Raw genomic sequence first — 17,471 nt, 5'->3', positions numbered from 1 at the left:
CACGGCATTATCTCTTTGGTCTCACGTTGTCGCTGACTCCGCCGGGACGGGTGCCAGCATGTATCGGTATGTTTCCGCCATTTTGTATTCCAAGAATTGCTTCGAATCGTGTTCTGTTCGTTTCAAGCGCTCGGTTGGCGAGATTCTGATACGCCATTCCTGCATCGTGAAACTCTTCGTAGCCGACAGGACACGGATTAACCTCTTCAAGGCCGGCGATCATCCCGGCTTCAGCGGGTGAATTTCCATTTGCTCTGGCAGTGTTGTACACCGCGACTGCACCGATGAAGGGCAAGATCGTACGAGCTCGCTTTCCAACCCACTTCCGAAACTGAGAGGGAGTGCGAACTGCAATTCCAGTTATTTTGACTTCGGGAACATCGTCATACCAAGGAAGTTTATGCCCTCGACGATTCCACCACTCAAGCACTGCATCCGGTCCTTCTTTCGCGTGCTTGTTGAACTCCTTGATAAACGCTTTACTGCAGTTACCGAATTTCACTTTGTCAACAAACTGTTTTGCGAAGGCCATTTGTTCGTGCACCGATAGCTTGCCACTCGTTCGTCCTCCCATGTATTTGCGTAGCTCACCGCGCATCTCTGCCCGAATGTAACCGGAATACCCTGTCAGCTCGCCGTGAGCGGTGTAGTTGTGGCCGTTCGGTGTTTCGATCCTCGCGTAGTCGCTATCCAAAAACTCGTAAACCTCTTGTGAGAATCCGAACTCTTCCCAAACTTCTACCGGCACAAGATGGTGACCTGTGCCAACAACAGTGTGCCCGCCGACAACGCGCGGATCAGCAAGGCCGCTTGGATCGGTAGAATTCGTTGGCGCATTCCCCACATACCGATACAAGTTCGCATCACCGGCTGCGAAGCCGATAGGGTCTTGGCTGAGCCAGCGGCCCGTTGCCGGGTCGTACCAACGGGCTCGGTTGTTTTGCAAGCCCGCGTCGGCGTCCCAGTCGCGGCCCGTGTAGCCGAACAGCTCATCGATCGCATCGGGGTGACTGCTGGAGATTGCGGTTCCTGAAGCGTCGTAATCCTGCTCAACGATTCGATTGCCGAAGCTGTCGTAAGCGACGTGCTGGCGGATCTCGCCGTTGTTGTCCACCAAGTCACGTACGCTGCCCAGGTGATCGGTCAATGCCCAGAAGGTCTCACCGGACGTTGCAGCCGCGGTCGTCGTTGAGATCTCCGGGCCAGCTCCATCGTCATACTGCTCGTCGGCCAACAACTGGTCCACCATCTCGCCGTACAGGTAGCGGCTGGAAAGCGTGAACGTCTCGCTCGCCGCCTCGCCATCAGAGTCGACCGCACGCAGGACCGTCTGTCCTTCCGTCCAGGCAAACGCTTCGTCACGGTCGAAATCCCCGTCCCCGTCGCTGTCCAGCCGTTTGCCAACGCGATTGTCAAAGGCATCGTAAACGTATTCGATCTTCTGCGTCACGCTGCCCACGGACGATGTCTTCTCGGTGATCGATGCCAAGCGATTGCGGTGGTCCCATTCGTACAGGGTCACCTCGCCCGTGCTGATCAACGTTCGACTGAGCGTGTTGCCCTCATCGTCGTATGTGTAGTTGTACGTTCCGTCGCTCTGCAGTTGATTATGCGTGTTGGCAGCCGACTGCGACGCACCACCACTGGATTTGCGATTCCCGCCGGCATCGAAGTCGTAGGACTCTGCAGTCGCAAGCCCAAACGGCTGAGACAGCTCGCTGATCGCCGTGCTTGAAGCCGAGGTCAGCTGATCACGCACGTCGTAGCCATAGGCGGTCGAGGTGCCATCGCGATAAGAATTGAACTGCGTCAAGCGGTTGTCCGCGTCATACTGGAACGTGTAAGCGGCCAGCAGATCAGAACTGCCAAGCGAGGAGGGGAGTGTCGACGTCCCGCCCCAGTTCTCACCGTAGGAGATCGCTGACGATCCATGAGTCAAACTGCTGAGCCGACCTGCGTCATCATACGCCATCCGGCTGTGCACCTCCAAATCCGATGAGCCAGCAGTCGTTGCGGAGTAGCGGTGCAAGTCCGTCAGTTGAGACGCGCGGCTGTAGTCGAATTCAGCCAGTTTAGGAGCAACAGCATGCCCGCCGGACTGCGATTGCTGAACGATCGACGTCAACCGATTCAGGTAATCGTATTCATAGCCATTTTCGAAGTCGCCCACGCCACCGGAGATCACGCCGCCTGAAAGCGTTCCCCCGAAATTGGCCCCCAGTTCAATGCGATTGCCTCGATTGTCAAATTCACGATTGAAGTTGATCGCGGTCCCGACCAAGCCGATCAATTGGCTTTCAGCCACGAGCTGCGACCGGTCGTCGTAAGCGAACTCAAAATCGGTGGCGAGAACGTCACTGTCATCAATCGAAATCAGGCGGTCGGATGTATCGTAAGCATAATCGAACGTCCGATCGGTCGTTCCGCCAGTCTTCCACGTCTCCGTCTCCAATCGGTATCGATTGTCGTAGACGTATTCGGTGACGCGTCCGTTGCGATCCGTCAGTGACCGTAAGTTACCAACACCATCGTAGGAATAAGATCGGCTTTCGGTGCCACCGCTGTAGACCTTGCCCTCCGTCACCAACTGATTGAGGTGATTGAAGGTGAAGTTGGTGACATTCCCGAGCGGATCAGTGACCGACGTGACGTTACCAAACACATCGTACTGGGAATCAGTGGCGCCCGAAGCCGGATCGGTCGTTGTCGTCGGGCGATACCAAGAATCGAGATCCAACGAAGTGACCTGTCCAAAGGCATCTTCCACCGAATGAACATTCCCGAGGCTGTCCAATCCGTACTCGGTGAAAGCTGAAACCAACGCACCTGCACCATCTGGATCCGGCTGAATCGATTTGACCAGCCTGCCACCATCGTCGTATTCAAACGTGGTCGCTCGCCCCAATGGGTCAGTGATCGAATCCACCAACGAATCAACGGTGTAGCTGTAGCTGGTGGTCGGTGCCCAGACGGAGCGACGTAGATCCAGCGACTCCACTTCCGTCAGTCGGCCGCGGTCGTCGTAGTCGTAGCTCGTAAAATTGCCTTCGGCATCGGTAACGCTCCGAACGTTACCATCGTTCCAATAACGAACATTGCTGGTCGGGATGTCGCCGATGATCGTACGCTGACGCCCCATCGCATCGAGTTGAGCCACGACGGAAATGCCCGAAGGGTCAGTCGTCTCAATGTCCCAGCCAATCGCATTGGGCGTGTAGCTAACCGTTGTCTCGTATGGGCTGCCGGAAACCGGGTTTGGAGTGGACGTTTTGACGAGGCGATTGAGATCGTCGTAGGAGAAACTGGATTCGTTGTTGAGCCCATCAACGACCCCAACGAGATTACCTAGATTGTCGTACTCGAAGGAAGTAACGAAGCCACCGCCCTCTCTCTGATCCGAGCCGGTGGTTGTCAGTCCGCTCACCGGATCGGGGCTGACCGTTTTGACAACCTGCCCAAGGCGGTCAAGCGTTGTTTTCGTCGTCCGAGTCGTTGTCGATGGACTGGCGGCGGTCATGTCGGTCTCAGAAACCGTGATCACGTTCGCTGTCGAGTAGTAATCGATCGTGGTTTTGAGACCTTGGTAGCTGACCGACGTCACAGGCGTATTGGGGATCGCATCGTTGCTTCCACCGTAAGCTTCTAGATCCGCTGCCGTCAGCGTGGTTCCAGCCAAAGCGGTTACTTTGCTCTGGGTGCGAACGATGTCTCCGCTCCCGTCTTTGTAGAGGTACCAAGTGACACTCGGATTCTGAGTGTAGTGAGCCGTCAGGCGGTTTCCCGCATCGTAAGTCGAACTCTCCGTCAGCGAGGTGACCAAGAGCTGCCCTCCCTCCACAAAGGAATTGATCTGCTCACTTGCGATAGCATTCCCGAAGACGTCGTAGTCATAGCGCACGAGCACTGGAAGAAGAGATCCGGCACCATCTGGATCCGATGACTGCTGCGCAATCATCCGGTCACGGGAGTCGTAATAATACTTCGTAACGCGTCCGGAGGGATCGGACAACTCACTCAAGTTGCCGCGGTCGTCGTAGCTGTATTCGGTGACCGCCTCAATCGCCGTGCCATCCGACTCGGTCACGGTTTTTAACTTGGCATGCCGGGCCGGGTCACTGGGCGTGTTGTAGTACTCGTAGTCGACGACGGTATCACCCGAGGATCGCCCCGTGTCAATCACACGCTGCGAGACCAAGTATGTTGGGAGGCCAGCAGTGCTAACGTAGGTGAGATCGACCTGCCCAATGATTTCGGGCTCTGGATCAACCTCGTTGCCAACGCCGGGATTCTCGAGATAGCGAATAACGAGGGCCGCATCGACCGAGGTGACCCAACCGTCACCATCAACGTCGTAGAAAGATGTCCCACCACCGCCAACGGGAGTCCGAGTCTCACCGTTTGCACTGATGTAGTTCATGATCCGCAGAGCGTCGATTGCGGAGACATAAGTATCAACGCTTACATCGAGCGGACGAGTCGGGTTTTGGCCCAAAGAAGCATTTTGCTTCCACTGCATCTGGGTCACGCGACCGGATGCATCCACCTGCTGATGATACGTGTTGCCAGTGGCATCCGTCGATGAAGTCATCACATCGAAGGTGTCGTTCCAGGTCCACGACGCGGACGTGCTTTCCGGCATCGAGGAACTGACAGGGTTGTTGTTGCTGTAGGTGTAGGAAGTGGATTGGCGCCCCGCCGGGCCGTTGCTCTGCAAAACACCATTGAGCAACGTTTTATCAGGGTCCGGCGTTGAGACAGAAAGAACCTCTCCCCAATCGTTACCGGTGACCTTACCAAGTTCATCCCAGCTCGTGGGTGTGCGAGTGAATTCCGTGCTCAAGTCCACATTCGCTTGAAGCAATGAGATCTCGGTGTCACCGAGAGTGCCGACACTGGTTAACCCAAGAGCCTCAACCTGTTTCGGGTCCCATGTCCGCAGCAAACGTCCACGATGATCGAATTGAGAAATCGACCGTTGCGGGTCACTCGAGACAGACCGCTTCCATGTCGAGATCGCATAATTGGGGATTGGGTTCTCGTTCCCACTGCCAGCCGAAGTGACGCGAATTGCACGCGGGTCACTGGCCAGGATCGTCCCGCCAGCATAGTCCTTGCCAATGAGCCCATTCTGCTGGCGAGAAAGGTTGAATGTCAAGCTAGAACCATCGGGGTAGCTAATGGATGACAGACGCCCGTCCAATGAGTTGTAGGCCATGCTTGTCGTATGGGAAGCTGCACCGACTTCGCCAACAGAGAGGCTGGTAACTCTTCCCTCATTGTCATAGGTAAAGACCTCTTCTCTGGACTTCCGAGAGCCTGCACCGTCAGGATCGTCGAAGACGATTGACAATTCACCTGGGGTGCTCGCTGTGTAGGGGAGGTACTCCATCTGGATATGGCGATTCAGCGTGGAGTCGGAGGTTGAAGTGACGGTTTCAATCGAAACTGTGTTGCGGCCGGACACTGCATTGACACCATAGGAAAACGAGGTTTTCAGGCCTCGGTGATCCGTTATTTCAGCGACAGTCCCATCACTGTTGTAGGAATAGGAAATTGCATTCCCCGCTGAATCAGTTCGAGCAACCAAGTCACCGTTAGCGTTGAACTCTCGCGTGTTTCCATATCGATCAGTCAGCGTCCCACCAGAGAGCGTGTCCTGAATACCTGGAGCAGACCCCGAATTTCCCTGAAACCAATACGAAGCGCCAGAGGCATTGAAAAGCATGGATCCGTTCTCAAACTTCACCTTTCCACCGGAGGGCTGCCCGCCAGACGAATCTGCAACCATCGAGTCATAGCCGAGTATCATTCGTTCGAGGGACGCTATCGACGAGCCTGGCGCTTGGTTCTCTCCGAGCGAGCTTGCACGACGGTCAGTCGCACCATGATTCACCCGTCCGACCCAACCGCTGACCATATCATCGGTTTCCAGGGGTGCTCCACCAGGCCAAGTCGGTGGGTAATTTGGGTGCGCTAAAATCTCGATCGGGATAATCTGCTGAGTGATTCCATTCGACCCATCCTTCGTATCGCCCGAGCCACGAGTCCAGGAATCCAAATGAGCTGTTAAGTCTGTTTGTCTTCTGAACCAAAGTGTGTCGCCCGGCGAAGCACCTACCGGCACAGCCAAGTTGAACGAGGCGGTGACAACCGCATTGGCATCAACCGGCTTTCGCCCTAGCGATTTCAGCGAACCATCGTCTCTCTGGTCGGCTTCGATGATCTGAAAAAACACGTCAACGCTATATGGAACAGCTGTGTCATTCGGAACGGTGAAGCCGATATCAAAAACAGGCTGCGCCCCTCCCTGATACGAAGTTGTGATTTCAATCGTGCCTGCGGACGGTTGAAATGTCGCAACCGCCTGAGCGCCATCGGTACTGACTGGCACTCCATCTGGGCATGTTGGACACGAACACGAGCAGCCGTACTTGTCTTCCCTTACTTCGCTGTCGTGGTAGTTTTCCTTGATCTGCACTGTTTCTTCAGAGGTGTATTCGTTCTCTGATGGGTCGCTTAAAATGGGTATATGGGCCCGAACATCGACTGTCTCGATGCCTTCGAGCAAACGATCATTGATCGCGTGAACGAGCAATTGAAAGTCATCATCACACGCGATCGATCTCGCGTTTGATCGGAAAATCCCAGACCCTGAATACGTCTCATTGAAAATGAGTGTCGTGGGATCGTCGTCGGTCAATGTGTAATCGACGCCTAGTATGGCTTGATAGAATTCGTCGCTCTCAACATCATTTGTGTTCACTTCCCAGTAGATGGTCGTGTTGACCGTGTTGCCTGAATCGCTTGGCTTCAGGCTAAATACGCCAGCAGGTGGCCCCAGTTCCGAGGTGTAGCTGACTGGCGTTGTTAGCTCGAGCGATTCATCTTCGTCAACGATCGACACAGAGCCTGACCCTTGCAGGTCGATCCCGGGAATATTCTGACCAGGTGCCCATGCAAACGTGACGTTCTCGGTTGCAGATTCGTTAGTCCCACCCGGCTCAGATCCGTCCTGCAACGCGGTGACGTAAATCACAAAGGAAGCGGGCCCAGCCGGTAGACTAAGCGTCCATATATCGCCGCTAAAGCTCGACGTTATCCCAATATTCGTTCCGAGCGAATAATCGGTACCACGAATCGCGGAGCCAGAAATTTCAATATCGACATTTCCACCTCCGAATGCAGCTGGGATATCAATTTCGACACTACCTTGCTCCTCAGTGTCTTCGCAGTAAATCAAGTGCGGCTCTTCCGCTTCGGTGTCCAGATCTCCAAGCGGCATCGGCACGGACGAGCTCGAACTGCTTGACGAGCTCGAGCTGCTTGACGAACTCGAGCTGCTTGACGAACTCGAGCTGCTTGACGAACTCGAGCTGCTTGACGAACTCGAACTGCTCGACGAACTCGAACTGCTCGACGAACTCGAACTACTCGACGAACTCGGGCTACCTGACGAACTGGGACTGCCTGAAGGCGACCTACTTGGTGATGCGGTCGGCGTGTACGAGCCGCGAATTTCTGAAGATTGCATTCCTCCATCATTCGGGTTTAGAACAGAACGCTTCGGAAGTGGCAGGGGGCCACTTGGCAATTCAGCAGCAACCTCGCTTGGCTCAAACGGTGAAGCGGATGCGAAGGTTACATTTGGACTAAATGCTTCTGAGCTAGTCGATAAACTCGGGCTCGAAATGGTGGCGACCTCTCGCTGAACCGAGAGCTCATCAGGCACTGCTGCAATGTCGGCGGCAAGCAGCACTCTTCGTTCGAGTGACTCAACTCGTGGCATCCGATGTCGCCGACGAAAGATTCGCTGACCACCAATTCGCGATTTCCTGCCCCGCTTTGACATCTTCTATGCCCGTGTCTGATGGAGTCATTCTGTTCAGGTGATGATCGACAGCCACAAACTGAATGAGCGAAAAAGATGGCGACACGCAAAGCCCGCAAACTGCGGATGCTCGCCAACTGATATGTGCCCTTGTCAGTACTGCATCACTGCCCGGTTTCGCCAGTTCCCACGCCCATGTGTAAAACTAGCAATACTTCAATTGCTGAATCACAGCTTCATGGTGAGCGTTTATCTGCTCTGCCTGCTCGGAAGTCAAGCGTTTCTTTCCCGTTCCTACCCTTCCTTCACGAAAAAATTTTCCGCTCACCGAACGATCGCTTAGCTCACCGAAGCCGTTTCGCATCTCAAACTCCTGAAGATGCTCAAATGAACAGTATTCATTCGCTCTGGCAATTCGTTGATGATCCACTGGCCAACCGATGAACCTGAGAACCTGAGTGAACACGGCAATCGCATTTTGCTTTAGGTCCTCGTAGCGAACAATCAAAACCGGAAAGGAATCTTGCTGAGTCCAGGACCGGACGTGGTCAGACCAAGTCCCTAGAAATTGCGTCACGAATGGATCTCCTGGCCCTCCAATCTGATGGCCCGGGTCATTCATCAGCTTGATTGCGTCTTTGATCGACAATCCGTTGTGGTCCGCAAGAGAATCGACAACGTCCACAGGGTTTCGGACGAGATAAACCGCGCACCGAGTAAATTCCGGGAAAATCAATCGTTCCCCAAAAGGCGAGACTGTCGCATTGTGTGTCTTGGCGACTTGAAAGTCTCCAATTTCTTTCGCAATCAACTCCTGTACATCCCGTCGGTAACTTCGAATAGCAGCTTCATCTAGACTAGATTCCTCAATTCCGGAAACCAATCCAAAATACCTGCGGCGACTTTCAGAACGAGAGATTTTCCCGATGTCATTTGGGTTTATGGGGCTACGAGCATCGACTTGGTATGCGCGCAAGAACGCTCGTGTCCACGTGTTTCCAGACTTGGGATACGATGCGAGCCAACAGATTCTTCGATTTTCCGCACCCATGTTCGTTTCGCTCAAAATTGAAGTCCTTTGATATTTTAATATTTGGGTAAGCAAGCACTTACCGCCTGGAAGGCGAGCAATCGTAACGGAGCGGCTTTTGGCGGTGCTAAAAAGGACGCCACGGAAAGCTGGCGCCGAGCCACGCTCTCGCGATACAGCCCGTGCGTGCGATCAATGCAGTGTTGCCCAGATGACGCGACCAAACTTTACACATTGGCAAATGGATGAGTGACGAGATGCAAGAGCTAGCCGATTTTTTTGACCGCGTGGTGGTAATTAGCCTGGCACGTAGCAGAGATCGCTTGGAAGCTTTTTACAGCCAACTGCCCTCGCCTTGGCCGTTCGCTCCTCCCAGCGTCATGCGAGCGATTGACGGCAAAATGGTAAAGCCGCCTCCTGGATACCAAGCGAAGCCGCCTGCGGGTAGCTGGGGCTGTTTCCGGTCTCACTACCGCGTGCTAGAAGACGCACTGAACGATGGCCTCGATTCGATCCTGATCTTTGAAGACGATGTCGCGTTTGTACCTGAATTTGCGGAGCGTGCTCAAACGTTCTTTGCTGCTTTACCTGCCGACTGGGAGATCATTTACCTAGGCGGAAAGCATTTGCACAAAGAGGTTCAGCTGCCGATTCACGTGAATCCCGAGGTGTACCGGCCATTCAATGTCCACTCCGCATTCGCCTATGGATTGCGTGGACGTTCGACAATCGAGCAAGTTTACGAACACATCAATTCACCTGAGCAATGGGGAAGAGGGCACTGCATCGACCATCGCCTAGGCGAGATGCACCACACATACCCGGGCGGCGTCTACGTGCCCGCCAAATGGCTCGCTGGACATCGTGCAGGACGCAGCACGATCCGCAGTTCCGAGAACCCGGACGAGTTCTTCCCAGACGCTGACTGGCTTTGCAATGCGCCAGTGGGAAAGCAGTTCGTAGCGATTGCTGGGAACAATGATCAATTAACAATGGCGGTGGCATCGGCGATTCACCTGCTGGGAATCCCTGTCGGGGAAAACCGGCGTGCTGAACGCATTGGTTCACCGCTGATTGCCCAATCCGTGGCGCCCGGGTTGAACCGGACCATTGGACACCTCTACGATTCGGTCTGGTGGGAACCTTCGACTCATTTCGATCATCGCGTGGCACTGCTACGGCAATGGGCTAGCCGTCGCTGCACTGCGATAAAGAACCGACACCGCACGTTACTGGCTGCCTACCACGAGTGCCTGCCAATCATGTGGCGGGAAGTGCTCGCCGCATGGAACGCACCAATGCTTTTGCTCGTTGAGTCCACGAAACCAAGAAGCTTGCCCTCCAGTCCAACGGCAGCTACACAGGTTCGGCACCGTAAACTTTCGGAAGCCTGGCGGGACATCAATGAAATTGATCCTAGCAAGCTGATTCGGTGCACGGAAAGGGAGCTTCATGCTCCAGATCGCTGCCTAGAGAAAATTGCGGCGGACCTGGGAGCCACTGTTCCTGCAGAGCAGTTGGCGGCAGCCAGCAACTTCCTGAGACAGCACTTGAAAGATGGGCTCTCTTACTAGCCGGACGGGCCGCCGCTGCACGAACCGCCAGGCAGCGACGCAATGCCGTTCCCCACGTGCCCGCCTAGATCAGCAGCACTCCCGGCCGAGCTTCCCGACTCGCAAACCCGCTTTTTTGACGGATTCTATGCGAATCCGGATTCAGGGAGCGCACGATATCGGACTGTTCCTCGCGGGAAGCGTGCGCGTTTCGCGAATGGACTTCGCTTGCCCTTTGCGTGAACACCTCCAACTCGCTTCAACAAGTAGTCCGAACCTCGGCTAATGAAGTTCCAAAGCGGGACCGGCCAAACGTTCTGTAAGGGCGAGCCGTGTTTTATCCTGGCCGTGAAGTTCGGCTACCCGGAGAACACGCCTGGCAAGCTCGGCTGATTCATGCTGTGGCCTGATTGCCTGCTCGTGTTCGAGCAACAACCTCGCGACTTCGGTATTCCCGGCCGCCGCCGCGTTGTGGACTGGAGTGTAAAGCTGATTGTTGGTGATTGAGGCATCTGCGTTGTACCTGAGCAGCAGCTTGATGATTGACAGACTGTTTACCTCCGCCGCCAAGTGCAAAGGAGTATCGCCACGGGCATCAACCGCATCGGGATTGGCACCGTTCTCCAGCAGCATGTTCACCATGAACTCAAATTTGCCTTTGGTAACGTGATGAAGTGCGGTGCGTCGGAGGTTTCCTCGACAATCTGGGCTTACTTCCGCTTCGAGCAAAACAGCTAAGAATCCGATGTCACCAGTCCGGGCGGCAAGATGAATCAGATGATCGCCCTTCTTTCCGATTGCCTCGTTCGGATCGGCTCCCAAGCTCAAGAGTCGCCGAGCGAGATCGGGACGCCCCTGTCGCAGAGCAACTTCCAACAAGCACCGACCATTGAGATCGCGAGCACGCATGGTCGCGCCTCTTCGCATGGCTTCGTTGAAATCTGCAGTGCATCCGCTTTGCATCGCATGGACAAGTTGAAAGTCTGGCAACATCGCGTGGCAGACTGCCACGGCGAGCGCGCGAGCGCAAGCAATGAATCACGTCGACATGGTGATACAGAAAACTGTTGCGCGTCGTGGAAAAGTCCTGTAACGTAAAGTCGTAACAACGCGCAGCCTCATGCACAGAAATACGACGAACATGATTTATGCATTCCTGAACCAAAAAGGTGGTGTCGGCAAGACAACGCTTTCCATCCACACCGCCGCCGAGCTCTCCAACCGAGGACGGCGTGTACTGCTGATCGATGCGGATCCGCAGGGCAGCTCGCTTGGGTGGTCGAACCATCGCGAGACGGCTGATTTCACAGTCGTCGGGATGGCAAAAGCGACCCTCCACAAAGAGATCGAGAGCCTCGCCCAAGACTACGACGACGTTGTGATCGACGGTCCGCCGCGAGTCACCGAATTGGCGAGATCGATCATCCTGGCCGCAGACATTGTGGTCATTCCGCTGCAACCATCACCAATGGACGTTTGGGCTGCAGCCGAAACGGTTGACTTGGTTCGCGAGGCACAGGTGTTTAACCCCGAAATCAAATGCTGCTTGGCTTTGAATCGAAAGATCGCCAACACGGCAATTGGAAGGGACGTGCGAGAGGCGTTGGTGGAACTTGACGTGCCGATCCTGAAAAGCGACATCGGACAACGAGTGGCCTTCGCCGAGAGCGCCGCAAGCGGAACGACGGTTTTGGATCAAAAACGATCGAAAGCCGCGAAGGAAATTACGAAATTTGTCAATGAATTGAGAAGGATCCAATGAACAAGAAAATCACGATGACAGCTCGCCCCAAACCAAAAGCCGAACTCGACAAGTGGGTCGAGACGCGAGAGCCGGCCATCGCGGAGAAGCCAGTCGTCAAACAGAAACGCCTAACTATCGACATCGATCCGTCGCTTCACACCGAACTGAAGGTCAGTTGTGCCAAACGCGGAATTCAGATTGCTGACTTGCTCAGAGCGCTAATCGAGCGAGATCTCAACAGCTGAGGGCAACCCGCCTCAGACAGTTAAATATTGAGATCGAGCCCAATTCGCATACCAAGTGACTATCCTCTCTCACTTTTTCGGTTTTGACCGCCATGGCCAGCAATCGGAATTCGACGGAGGCCCTAACCTATCCCCCTTGATTGGGCCGAAAGAAGCGTTAAACCTAATACATGGCAAAGCGAAGGCGGGAACATGAAATCGGTGATCGAGCGGTCAAAATAGCGTTGTCGCGCGCACCTGATCATTGGGTGCATCAGGAACAGAACCGCGACTACGGGGTTGATCTGAAATTTGAGGTATTCCGTGACGAACGACACTCAGGTTTTGAATTCGGTGTGCAAGTCCGTGGAACGGAAAAGGTAAAGAAGAGTAAGAAGGGCGATTTCATCTCGTGTGCGATCGAGGTCGAAAATCTCGTGGACCATGTCGACAAACGCCGCTACCCTATCTACCTATTCCATGTAGACGTTGTGAACGCGAAAACTTACTGGACGTTTCTCCAGGAACATGCAAGGGAGCTGAGTCGCAAGTGGCGGTGGCAAAAAGAAGTCACCATTCGTCTTCCTGTGTCACAGAATCTTGACGATCTCGAAGATTTCGAATCGCACTTCAATCAACACCTTGAATTCATGAAAGAGCTACACCCAAGCAGTGTAGAGGCGGCCCTGCGGAGAGCTCGAAACGAATACAGTTCGCTCGACAATCGATTTGAGCTCAACGTTGCTTCAACGGGAGAGTATTTGCGTTTGAATTTCACACCGAAGGAGCCCGTCAAATTAGCGTTGAAGATGTCGCAGCAAGACGCGGAGACCCTCCGTCGGTTTGAACAGAGAGAAAATTCGGTCGAGTTCAACGCGGAGGTCAGCGGATCGAAATTAATGGAAGAGATGGGTATCGGCCGAATCTCGCTAAGACGCCGGCCAGACACAGGGTTTTCTATCAAGATCGTTGGTTTTGAAAGCCGCCGACCAGTTGCCTCGATAGACCTGACCGAAACCCGAGTCTCGGGTGGAACGACAGAAGTTCGAATCGAAACATCTGAATCGCATCCGATCACAGTGAACGGAATCTGGAAGCTTGGCAGTAGCAGCGTTCCGACGACGCAATGGAACTGTTCGCTCGCGAAATGGAATAGTCACCGCATTCTCGACCTTCCACATTTCGATGCGACGCTCGCTTTCTTCAGAAAACTTGGTGATTGCGACTCCGTGCAAACCATAATTACAAAGGACAATGTTCAGCTTCCGAGTATTCCAGTGCCGGTGCCCGGCCAGTTGACGCACATCGGACACGCACTTGAGATGCTAAGTAAGTCCCGCGAACTTGCCTATCACTACAAGTTGAATCCCCCACTGGACCTCGATTGCGACCTATCGGATATAGATGTACTTCATTGGTTGACATTCGACCGAAAAAGAAGACACACATCTCACATCTTTTTCCTGGACGACGATCCGAGCCTTGCGCTGGCTGCAGTAGATCGCAAATCACTTCCAAATAAATCGAAGCGATTCGAATGCCCTGGTTTAAGACAAGTATTTTCGAGCCTGACTTTTGACTTATTTGGCGAGCCAATTGAATTGGGACCAATAACACTCGAATACCGTGATATTGAGACTCGGCTGAAGGAAGATGCGAGCCACATTGCTAAGTTGCGTGAAGATCAAGTGCTGCTTGAATTCGTAGGCGGTAAGCGCATGACGGTTGAGGGCTATCTTGATAACCTTGGCAAGCAGCCAATCGATTCATAAAGTCGCTTTGCTCAACCGCCATTCGATCCCATATGACCGGCATCCATCGACAGTGAACGCCTGAGCAGAATCACGGAAGCTTTCCAAAAACCCAGTCCATAATTCAATTTCCGAAATGGGATCTGCTACCCGAAACCGACAAATGCACGGGGCATAACCCCATTACGGATGCATGTCTACTTTGATGCTGGGCTAATCCAATTTTCCGTAAGATACATTATCACACCCAAAGTCGATTGACAGGATGCCCCAGTCCGCTATCGATTGGCCTGCACACCGGTTCGCCGTCACGATGTCGCTCGCCTGGAATACAAGTACCAACGCCATGGAACAACAGGACTCTTTGGCAATCTCCACGTTGCAACGGGACAGATCTGGGCACCGCTTCTTCGAGACACGCGTGGCGAACTGGACATGCTCGAAAACATCAACAATGTAATCAGCCTAGGTGGTGTAGACGCAACCTACCGGTTCGTGATGGACAATCTAAATACTCACTGCAGTGAAACACTGGTGAGGATGATCGCTACGATGATCGGCTTTGAGGACGACCTTGGGCTCAAGGGCCGCAAAGGGATATTGCAGTCGACAGCCAGTCGTCGCGAATTTCTCAGTGATCCGTCTCATCGGATTCGATTTATCTTCACACCTCGCCATTGCTCATGGCTCAACCAAATTGAAATCTGGTTTGGAACGCTACGTCGAAAACTGCTGAGGCGAATGAGCTTCACATCGATCGAGCATCTGGAAGATCGAATCCTGGCTTTCATCGAATACTACAACAGCACGCTGGCAAGGCCATATAAGTGGACCTATCAGGGCACGCTTCTGGCTGCTTGAGGGTCTGGGGGAAATGAGGTCTTCAAGCGGCACAAAATCGTTCCGGAGGCACTAGCTGAAGAATCTTGATGTCGGCGTCTCTGATTAAATCCAGCTCACCCGAATTCATTCAGCTTTATCCTTTGCTATTGTATTGATTTGATTTTCGAGAACATGCAGTCCTGCGATTATATCGCCCCACGTGGGTGGATCAGAGAAGAACATGGGACGCATTGCGTTGTAATCCTTCCGCAAAACCAGATCACCTGCTGCGGTCGGCATTAACCGAAACGATCCCGGCTTTGCCGTTTCGTAGCTTGCCCACGGACTTCGATAGAAACGCTGCTTGAACTTCACCACGTCGTCAAGCAGCGAGAGATCGGCAATCGCGTTTGTGGCGACGTTGCTGCTGGTCATTTGAAACAGGTCGTAGTAGTGCCGTGAGTATCGCGACGGCATCGGCTTGTCTTCAGCGCGGTGAGCTTGTTGATGCAGGATCGTTGCCTTTTCCCAAAACGTCCGTTCGGCGGTGATCGCGACCACCGGACAATCGGGATCATCGAAGACCTGCGGGAAGTCTTCGGCAGCATACGGGCGGACGATGTGATTGCCTTGGGGCACCCACGAGGCGAGCGGACCAATTTCCAGCTTCACCTCGGGCATGAACGCGGTCGATCCGAACGCAGCTGGATAATGAACTTCGATCACATGCGGGTCATCGGGGATGACACATTCAATACCATCGACTGACGACGTGATCTTTTCGACGAGCGGGCAGAGCGTTTCGCGAATGTATTTCGCCGCTTTCTCATTGAAGGTGGCGTTGAAGCGGTTCTGTTGGTTGGCTGACGGCATCTCTTGCCAAGGATCAACGCCCTCCTCCCCGTATCCAATCAATCCCCAAGCAAGTACGAGGTCAATGTCCTCCGAGAAACGTTCGATCAGACCGTGAACCTTCGATAGCGAGGTGCCGCCTTTGAAGACCATTTTGCCTTTCAGTTCCCGCGCGTTGAATAACTTTTTCAGCAGCCAGCAAACCCAAAAGTCCTTTTCAATGATCGCCGTTTGAAGGTTTCGCAGGCTTGCCGATTCCTCGAAAAGTTCGCTTCGCTGTCTCGCTGATAGGCCAGCTACTTTATCCATGAACTGGCTCCTTACAGATTTCTCGAATGGCAGCGCGAACCCATTGGGTCACGGTTTGGGTGTCCCGCAGCACCTGCCTACGTTTGGCCTCAGGCAACCAATCGCGAACCTTGGCAATCGTTTTGTCATTGATGTGGTCGGGACCGAGCGATTTCAGGCCATGGACAATGACCGCACTTTCGGGCTGCTTAAACTTCATTTCGCGGGTTGCCACTCGTTTGAAACGAAGTTTTGTTCTGTTGATCTGGTACTCCCGAGTCGGGCCATCGGAATGAAACAGGTATTGGGCAGGAACCTGCGTAGATAGCCCCATCAGATTGAGCGCCGACGCTCCATCAGGCTGAATCTCCCACTTAAATTTCCGGGCAAGGGCACTGGCAACCTGGAAAATATCCGGCCCAAGAGTCCGGTCCAGCAATTCGCTGTAACGCGGGTAATCGTACAGTCCGGTTTGAACTCGCCGAATCGTCTCCTCTTCCGCCAGTCGACGAAACACTGAGTTGATGGTTTTGCCACCCGCCAAATCAGCGAAGTCAGCCTGAGAGAAGGCCCAACCCCTCCCCTTCCCGTAAATTCTCGAAAGTGCTTTAGCAGCAATGGTTTGTGGCATCTGTACGAGCCTCCTTTTGCAGCAAAAAATACACACTTTTTGCTGCAAAAGCAAGCAGTTTGACTGTCCGCAGCCCATTCCCTACGATCTCCGATCGTAGGGAATGGGCTGCGGACACGGATAACCACGGGCATAAATCGTACTTTCGCAGAAGACGGTGAACACAAGAGCACCGCTTATCGGATCAATTTTGCGGCATAGCAATCGACCTGGCGTCGTCAGGTCATGTGCCATGTGACAAAGTCGCGAATGCCTTGAATCATGCGAGCAACATCGCTTTCTGCAAATTCGTCCGGCTTTCCGTGGGCTGCGGAATTTCTGATCTTCATCCAGGCACGAAGCTGATCAACCATCATTTTGTTGACCATGCCCTGCTTCGCAATGTCGCTGATCATTGTGTCAGCCTTACCGACGGTGGTTTCCGGATGCTGTTCGCACAATTCTCGGAGAGTGGTTTCGAGCACTGTGCCCGCAATGACTGCAGCAGGAACTTTGTAATTGCTTTCGAGAAAATGCTCCGCCTGCTCAAGCTCGTCGGAAAACACCGAAGCGTGAACTAGATTCCGAACGTCGAACAAAAAACCACCCTCAAATTGTTCCTTCGCAGAGAGAAGAACGGCTTCTTGACGCTCGAAGTCTTCAAAGTGGGAGCGTTTGCACTCCACGCCGAAACGAACAGTTGTGGGGGATGACTCCCCAAACACGCTTGCCAGCAGTGTCTCGACGGACGTTTGCCACTTGGTGAGCA

Annotated in this window: 12 protein-coding genes and 1 pseudogene; 6 read left to right on the top strand and 7 right to left on the bottom strand. The window is 53.7% G+C overall.

Annotation, left to right across the window (positions count from 1 at the left end; translation table 11 throughout):
• Positions 1-7 precede the first annotated feature (7 nt).
• Complete coding sequence (locus tag RISK_RS21425; protein ID WP_083435104.1) at positions 8-7,282, bottom strand: RHS repeat-associated core domain-containing protein; 7,275 nt, start codon at positions 7,280-7,282, stop codon at positions 8-10.
• Here RISK_RS21425 and RISK_RS33190 point away from each other — a divergent pair.
• A complete protein-coding gene (locus RISK_RS33190; RefSeq protein ID WP_053061264.1) occupies positions 7,260-7,709 on the top strand; it encodes a hypothetical protein in 450 nt (149 codons plus the stop codon). The two genes, RISK_RS21425 and RISK_RS33190, sit on opposite strands and share 23 nt — an antisense overlap.
• A gap of 11 nt (positions 7,710-7,720) precedes the next feature.
• Here the strand turns inward: RISK_RS33190 and RISK_RS33690 are convergent.
• Positions 7,721-7,786 (bottom strand): annotated as a pseudogene (locus RISK_RS33690) (LEPR-XLL domain-containing protein); the annotation flags it as partial.
• A 247-nt stretch (positions 7,787-8,033) separates the two neighbouring features.
• Positions 8,034-8,879, bottom strand: coding sequence for a sulfotransferase domain-containing protein (locus RISK_RS21415; RefSeq protein WP_150122664.1), 846 nt, complete (start codon positions 8,877-8,879; stop codon positions 8,034-8,036).
• 224 nt (positions 8,880-9,103) lie between these two features.
• Here RISK_RS21415 and RISK_RS21410 point away from each other — a divergent pair, with 224 nt between their 5' ends.
• Positions 9,104-10,432, top strand: coding sequence for a glycosyltransferase family 25 protein (locus tag RISK_RS21410; protein ID WP_047816376.1), 1,329 nt, complete (start codon positions 9,104-9,106; stop codon positions 10,430-10,432).
• A 261-nt stretch (positions 10,433-10,693) separates the two neighbouring features.
• Here RISK_RS21410 and RISK_RS21405 read toward each other — a convergent pair whose 3' ends face one another.
• Positions 10,694-11,320 (bottom strand): ankyrin repeat domain-containing protein, encoded by a 627-nt coding sequence (locus RISK_RS21405; RefSeq protein ID WP_236696543.1) that lies wholly within the window; start codon positions 11,318-11,320, stop codon positions 10,694-10,696.
• Between the two features lie 232 nt (positions 11,321-11,552).
• On the opposite strand from RISK_RS21405, the gene parA reads away from it, so the two are divergent.
• The 4 genes from parA to RISK_RS21385 all read left to right on the top strand — a co-directional run bounded on the left by parA (position 11,553) and on the right by RISK_RS21385 (position 14,991).
• A complete protein-coding gene (gene parA / locus RISK_RS21400; RefSeq protein ID WP_047816375.1) occupies positions 11,553-12,173 on the top strand; it encodes a ParA family partition ATPase in 621 nt (206 codons plus the stop codon).
• Positions 12,170-12,400: a plasmid partition protein ParG gene (locus RISK_RS21395; protein ID WP_047816374.1), complete on the top strand. Its 231-nt coding sequence runs from the start codon at positions 12,170-12,172 to the stop codon at positions 12,398-12,400. The genes parA and RISK_RS21395 overlap by 4 nt, the downstream gene beginning before the upstream one ends.
• A gap of 170 nt (positions 12,401-12,570) precedes the next feature.
• Positions 12,571-14,151 carry a DUF4365 domain-containing protein gene (locus RISK_RS21390; protein ID WP_047816373.1) on the top strand — a complete coding sequence of 527 codons (1,581 nt, stop codon included), beginning with the start codon at positions 12,571-12,573 and terminating at the stop codon, positions 14,149-14,151.
• A gap of 264 nt (positions 14,152-14,415) precedes the next feature.
• Positions 14,416-14,991: a transposase gene (locus tag RISK_RS21385; RefSeq protein ID WP_261340229.1), complete on the top strand. Its 576-nt coding sequence runs from the start codon at positions 14,416-14,418 to the stop codon at positions 14,989-14,991.
• A gap of 105 nt (positions 14,992-15,096) precedes the next feature.
• Here the strand turns inward: RISK_RS21385 and RISK_RS21380 are convergent, their stop codons facing one another.
• The 3 genes from RISK_RS21380 to RISK_RS21370 all read right to left on the bottom strand — a co-directional run bounded on the left by RISK_RS21380 (position 15,097) and on the right by RISK_RS21370 (position 17,427).
• Entirely contained in the window at positions 15,097-16,113 is a 1,017-nt protein-coding gene (locus RISK_RS21380) for a nucleotidyl transferase AbiEii/AbiGii toxin family protein (protein WP_047816372.1), read from the bottom strand.
• Positions 16,106-16,723: a DUF6088 family protein gene (locus RISK_RS21375; RefSeq protein WP_063838448.1), complete on the bottom strand. Its 618-nt coding sequence runs from the start codon at positions 16,721-16,723 to the stop codon at positions 16,106-16,108. Before RISK_RS21375 ends, RISK_RS21380 begins: the two co-directional genes overlap by 8 nt.
• Before the next feature lie 218 nt (positions 16,724-16,941).
• Positions 16,942-17,427, bottom strand: coding sequence for a DUF4145 domain-containing protein (locus RISK_RS21370; protein WP_160311481.1), 486 nt, complete (start codon positions 17,425-17,427; stop codon positions 16,942-16,944).
• Positions 17,428-17,471 lie beyond the last annotated feature (44 nt).

The organism is Rhodopirellula islandica, assembly GCF_001027925.1.
Lineage (GTDB): Bacteria > Planctomycetota > Planctomycetia > Pirellulales > Pirellulaceae > Rhodopirellula > Rhodopirellula islandica.
The sequence above is the reverse complement of the archived record's forward strand: the minus strand, read 5'-3'. Positions and strand labels throughout refer to the sequence as shown.